4 protein-coding genes are annotated in these 4,034 nt (G+C 39.1%); 2 read left to right on the top strand and 2 right to left on the bottom strand.

The features are described 5' to 3' along the window. Together WBN20_RS08275 and WBN20_RS08270 are read left to right on the top strand one after the other, a co-directional pair. On the top strand, nucleotides 1–1,232 hold a 1,232-nt coding region (locus WBN20_RS08275), incomplete at its 5' end, for a Gfo/Idh/MocA family protein (protein ID WP_424281337.1). Between the two features lie 10 nt (nucleotides 1,233–1,242). Beyond that, complete coding sequence (locus WBN20_RS08270) at nucleotides 1,243–2,112, top strand: PIG-L deacetylase family protein (protein WP_424273428.1); 870 nt, start codon at nucleotides 1,243–1,245, stop codon at nucleotides 2,110–2,112. Between the two features lie 131 nt (nucleotides 2,113–2,243). Here the strand turns inward: WBN20_RS08270 and WBN20_RS08265 are convergent, their stop codons facing one another. Both WBN20_RS08265 and WBN20_RS08260 read right to left on the bottom strand, forming a co-directional pair. Further along, nucleotides 2,244–3,068 (bottom strand): universal stress protein, encoded by an 825-nt coding sequence (locus tag WBN20_RS08265; protein ID WP_424273427.1) that lies wholly within the window; start codon nucleotides 3,066–3,068, stop codon nucleotides 2,244–2,246. A 31-nt stretch (nucleotides 3,069–3,099) separates the two neighbouring features. Then, on the bottom strand, nucleotides 3,100–4,034 hold a 935-nt coding region (locus WBN20_RS08260; RefSeq protein ID WP_424281336.1), incomplete at its 5' end, for a radical SAM protein.

The following is a 4,034-nucleotide window of genomic DNA, read 5'->3' as shown; positions in this document are numbered from 1 at the left end:
ATCTGGCGCTAATAGGATCCGGTATCCAGGGAATATACGACACCACCTCTGCATTAAAAGTACAGGGTGTTAAACTTGTAGCAGCCTGTGATCTGTACTTGGGCAGGTTAGACAGGGCTAAAGAGCTTTGGGGAGACGATATAGTTGTTACCAGAGATTATCGCGAGATACTTAGCCGCAGTGACGTTGATGCCGTTATTGTAGCAGTCCCTGATCACTGGCATAAAAAAATCACTATTGAGGCAATGAAAGCCGGCAAGGCCGTCTACTGTGAAAAACCTATGGTACAAAATTTCATAGATGGTCATGAAATTATAAAAGTTCAAAAAGATACGGGTTCGTTGTGCCAGGTAGGAAGCCAGGGGATGTCATCTTTAGGAAACGAAAAAGCAAGACTTCTTTATGAGGCTGGTGCAATTGGTGATCTGGTGCTTCTTGACATGTATAACGACCGCTATTCTGCTGAAGGGGCCTGGCAATATCCAATCCCCCCGGATGCCGACCCAACAACAGTAGATTTTGACACCTTCCTGGGCACTGCTCCACAAGTTCCATTTGATGCTACACGTTTTTTTAGATGGCGAAACTACCGGGATTATGGAACCGGAGTAGCCGGAGATCTGTTTGTTCATGCATTTTCAACATTAAATTATATTATCAGTTCAAAAGGCCCCTCCAGGGCTCTTTCCACTGGAGGTTTACGCTATTGGAAAGACGGTCGCGATGTTCCGGACGTAACATTGACTTTTTATGATTATCCGGAATCTGAGACTCACGCTGCCTTTAATGCCTCATTCAGGGTAAATTTTATTGCAGGATCTGGTAGCGGCGGAGGTTTCAAGCTGGTAGGAACTGAAGGAGTAATGGAGGTAGGATCGAATTCTGTACAACTAGTACGCTCCAAATTAGGAATGATGCCTGGTAATTACTCCATGGTTGCCTTTACGGAAGAAACTCAGGCAAAAATCAAGAAAGAATATGCTTCTAAAAATCTTGAAAGCAGAGCATCTGCAATGAATATAGGGGAAACACTTTGGGAAGCGCCAGACGATTACAAAGGAGGTCACTATGACCATTTTTACAATTTCTTCCAGGCAATCCGTGGCAAGAACACCATAATTCAAGACCCTAATTTTGGCCTTCGGGCTGCAGGAGCGGCCTTACTGGCAAATGAAAGTTATTATAAAAATAAACCTGTTAACTGGGATCCTATCGGTATGAAATTAACTTAATTATAAAATTATGAAAACCCTGATACTCTGCTTTTTTATCGTTTTCACTGCACATTTTAATAATGCACAAACTGATCCTATAAATGTAATTGTTTTTGGCGCGCACCCCGATGATTGCGATATAGATACAGGAGGTACAGCTTTATTATTAGCCAGGCTGGGTCATAGGGTAAAATTTGTTTCCCTTACCAATGGTGATGCCGGTCATTATGCTAAAGGAGGAGGCGCTCTGGCCAAAATCAGGATTGCCGAAGCAAAAGAAGCAGGGAAGCGATTCGGGGTAGAATATACCGTTTTGGACAATCATGATGGAGAACTAATGCCTACACTGGAAAACAGATTAAAGGTCATCCGCGAGATCAGAAAGTGGAATGCAGATGTGGTAATAGCTCCCAGACCAAATGATTACCACCCTGATCACCGTTATACGGGAATTTTGGTTCAGGATGCAGCCTATATGGTTATCGTTCCTAATGTTGCAGCAGATACGCCCCCGCTAAAAAAGAATCCTGTTTTTTTATATTCTGAAGATGGCTTTCAACGCCCTAATCCTTTTAATCCTGATGTAGTTGTAAATATTGATACTGTTTTCGATCAGAAAATTTATGCCCTGGCCGCCCATGAATCTCAATTCTTTGAATGGCTTCCATGGACTTCCGGAAATTTGGATAAGGTTCCCAAAGGTGAAAAAGAACGTTTAGAAATGCTGGCTAACTGGCGATCCTCCAAACCTAATAATGCAACGATGACATCTCTGAACAAATGGTATGGCGATAACGCTTCTGAAATTAAGCACGTAGAGAGTTTTGAAATTTGTGAGTACGGAAAACAACCTACAGATGAGGAGTTAAGAAAGCTGTTTCCGATGCTTAAAAATTAATAATACAGTACTCAGTTCCAAAATCTGTTCCGGGCCCTTATTTTATATCAATTCAGATGTCGTTACAAATAAACAAAGGAGAATCGTTTTGGATTCTCCTTTATCATATCAATTAACTATTTAACCTAAAACTATAATTTGAATGTAATTACAGGAATTTTGGAATGATTAGTAATATCCTCTCCAATACTTCCCATAAAGAAATGCGATAGCCCTTTTCTACCATGAGTGGGGATTCCTATAACATCGGCATGGATACTTTCACTAAAATTTAAAACACCCTTTTCTACGCTATAATCATTATAAATATTTACTTCCTTGCCTGCACCGGCTTTTTGTAAATACTTGTTAACTTTTTCATAAGCATCCTGAGTACTTAAAAAATTATCTCCCGGAGTATTTATATAGACTAAATGAAGTTTTGCCGATAATTTATCCGCAAATTCCTTGGCTTTTTTAAATGCAATTAGACTTTCATCTTTAAATGCGCAGGCAAATACAAAATTTTCAGCCTTGAAATCTTCCATTTCATCTTTAATCACCAGAACAGGGATTTCAGAATTTCTCACTACTTTTTCGGCATTGGAACCCACAAATATTTCTTTAAGCCCATCGCTGCCATGAGAGCCCATAATAATCATATCGGCACCATGTTTTTCGGCAACATCATTTACTTCACTAAATACTTTAAAATGTTTTATAATAGGAGTCACCTTTTTTACATCCTGCAAGTAAGGCTTGTTTAAAAACTCAGAAATTCGTTTTTCAGCCATTTTTATGAGAAAAACGGTTTGTTCAGGATGAAATCCTTCTGAAGATGAAATCATTGCCTCGTTTAGTTCAAGCATATGAAGTGCAATTATCTCTGCCCCGTGTTTTTTAGACAGGGAAGCGGCAGCTTTTAAGGCGAATTCAGATTGCTCGGAGAAGTCAATTGGTACTATGATGGTTTTCATGATCTTAGATTTTAAGTTGAATAAAACACTATTAAATGGTCATGGAAAACAGCCTGGTTTCAGGTGCTTTCCTATGTAATAACAAATCAAATGCCATACATATGTTTCTTATAAAGGGTCTCCCCTTTTCAGTAACTCTAATTCTATTAACGTCAATTTCAACTAATTCGTCTTTTTCCATTTCCATTAGCCTGGTCAAGATCTGCTCTAAAAGTTCGATATTTTCACTTTCCTGATCCCAACTTGACTCAAAGCTACACATTAAATTTAATATTTGTCTTCTTATAAATTGATCTTCATCGGTTAAAATATGACCTCTATAAATAGGGATAATATTATTTCCTACCAAATGTTCATATTCCTCCAGGCTTTTAACATTTTGTGCAAAGCTATACCAGCTATCGCCAATACTAGAAACCCCAAGGCCAATCATCAATTGCGTTTTGGAAGCAGTATAACCCATAAAATTTCTATGAAGCTTTCCAGAGACCATTGCAATGTGCAGGGAATCGCTTTCCAGAGCAAAATGATCCATTCCTATTTCGTGGTAACCCACCTCAGCCAATAAAGCTTTTCCACTCTCATACTGAATACGTTTTTCTTCTGCGGTGGGCAGATCTATATCATTGTATCCTCTTTGACCGTTCCCTTTAAGCCAGGGCACATGGGCATAACTATAAAATGCCAAACGATCAGGCATTAACAATTTGGTTTTTAAAATGGTATCCTTAACATGTTCCAAAGTTTGATGTGGGAGTCCAAAAATTAGATCGTGGCCTACAGATGTAAACCCAATTTCTCGAGACCATTCTGTAACATCTCTTACCTTTTCAAAAGCTTGAATACGGTGAATTGCTTTTTGTACTGTATGGTTATAATCCTGCACGCCATAACTCACTCTTCTAAACCCTAGATCATATAGTACCTGTAAATGAGTCTTGGTTGTGTTATTGGGGTGCCCTTCAA

This window comes from Eudoraea sp. (assembly GCF_049665975.1).
Classification (GTDB): domain Bacteria; phylum Bacteroidota; class Bacteroidia; order Flavobacteriales; family Flavobacteriaceae; genus Eudoraea.
This window is presented reverse-complemented; position numbering and strand designations above follow the sequence as displayed.